The sequence below is a fragment of the Actinoplanes sp. ATCC 53533 genome, from assembly GCF_003947245.1.
The window spans coordinates 1-1,956 of sequence record NZ_QHHV01000438.1 but is presented as its reverse complement, the minus strand read 5'-3'; the positions used below and the strand labels follow the sequence as shown (position 1 = coordinate 1,956).

Sequence of the window (1,956 nt, the reverse complement as noted above, 5' to 3'; positions counted from 1 at the left end):
GCCACCTGCGATTCGCAACGCGTCGTCTCGCAACATCCAGCTGATTAGGCGTTCGAACTCGGCCTGGCGGATACCCCGGAAGTCCGGTACATGCGAAAGGTGCTCCCAGGCGGTCACGGCAGTGATCCCATCGCTGGCCAGTGACATGGCTAGGAGTTGGTGGATGAGTACCGGCCAGCAGCGGTCCTCCACCTGAACCGATTCGACCCAGCCCGCCTTCGCCAGCTCGACTAGGGCGATCGCCTGGACGACGCCGTCGGTGGTTTCGCAGAAGAACGTGGTGTTCGCCGCCTGGCCGGTGCGCCGCCCGGTTCGGCCCATGCGCTGCAGGAACGAGCTCACGGTGTCTGGCGCCTCGGCCTGCAACACCCGGTCAAGGTCGCCCACGTCGATGCCCAACTCCAGAGTGGAGGTGCATACGATGCAGACGTCGTCGCCGTGGTGGAAGCGTTCCTCAGCGAGTTGGCGCTCTTCCCTCGACACGGCACTGTGATGGACGAATACGGTGGTGCCAGCGCGTTTCATGTACTCGGCGACGGCCTCAGTCATGGAGCGGGACTGGCAGAAGAACAGGCTCTTGTGGCCCCGCGCGATGGTTGCCGCGTCCTGGGAGAGCTGTGCCAGGTTCTGGCGGTGGGTGACCAGGATATGCCGGCGTCCCGGTTGCCTCGGCGGGTCGATCACTCGCCCCGACCGCTTCGATGTCCCCCTAAGCCACGACAAGATCGCCTCGGGGTTGCCGACGGTCGCGGATAGCCCCACGCGCTGGAGGTCGTGTTTGGAGACCCGAGCTAGACGTTCGAGCACGCTCATCAGGTGGGCGCCCCGATCTGTTCCGGCCAGTGCGTGCACCTCGTCGATGACCACAATCCGCAGATCGGCGAAGAGCCGGTTCTCATCCACACGGGGCGAAACCAGCATCACCTCGAGCGATTCCGGTGTGGTCATCAGCAGCTCGGCGGGTTCTCTGAGGAACTGGCTGCGGGCATGACTCGGGGTGTCGCCGTGCCAGACGAAACGCCGTAGACCGATCATTTCGGTGTAGAGGCCGAGCCGGTCAGCCTGGTTGTTCAGCAGCGCCTTGATTGGTGCGACGTAGAGGACGCTCACCCCGTCCGGCGCGGTTTCGACGAGCTGGGACAGGGCCGGGAACATCGCTGCCTCGGTCTTGCCGCCGGCGGTGGGTGCCAGGATGACCGCGTTGTCGCCGGCCAGTAGCGCCTCGCCGGCTGCTTCCTGCACTGGACGCAGGCTGGACCAGCCCAGCCGTGAAACGATCGCCTGCTGCAGGCGTGGTGCGAATCTGGCAAAAACGCTCACCACACGTCCTCTGCGGGCACTAGCCCGTCCGCCTCCTCGTCGAGGTCAGCGGGTTTCGTGCCGGAGAGCACGTGCTGCTCTTCGGGACTGAGCTCCGTGGCCTGGAACCCGTACTCGGCCATGGGGTCGTAGTCGGCGTGTTCCTCGACCAGGTCGAGTTGGGTGACGAACTCGCGTAGGAACTGGCGTGGCACCACACCGACGTCTCCCTTAAACCCGGCGGTCACCTCCGCGACCAGCCGTTCCACGAACGCTGTGCTGATCTTCTGTTCGAAGCCGCCACCGTCCAACGCTGGGAACAGCTCGCGCAGCCGAAGCGCAACCGATCGGAGGCGATCGGCGTCGAAGGGCACGAGTTCGAGCTGCGCCTGCCGCAGGCTGGCGAACCTTCCCTGCTTCAGGAACCGGATCCGATCGTGCAGGGGCGCGAGTCCGGCAACCCCATGCCGGGTGTCGAAGAACTCCGGGGTACCGGTGAAGACCCACAACATGCCGGGGTAGGAACTCGCCGCGTCGGCGATCTGCCGGATCCCGTTGAGGGACTTGTGCCGCGAGTCTGAACGCATGCGCAGGATGGTCTCGGCCTCGTCGATGACGACGACGAGGCCGGCGTACCCGGCCGCCTTCACGATCTCG

General features: G+C 65.5%; 2 protein-coding genes. Both read right to left on the bottom strand.

The genetic code is table 11. From position 1 onward, the window contains the following. On the bottom strand, positions 1-1,320 hold a 1,320-nt coding region (locus DMB66_RS58805), incomplete at its 3' end, for a DEAD/DEAH box helicase (protein ID WP_199753287.1). Then, a partial coding sequence (locus DMB66_RS58800; RefSeq protein ID WP_199753286.1) for a BREX system ATP-binding domain-containing protein occupies positions 1,317-1,956 on the bottom strand: 640 nt, incomplete at its 5' end. The genes DMB66_RS58800 and DMB66_RS58805, both read right to left, overlap by 4 nt.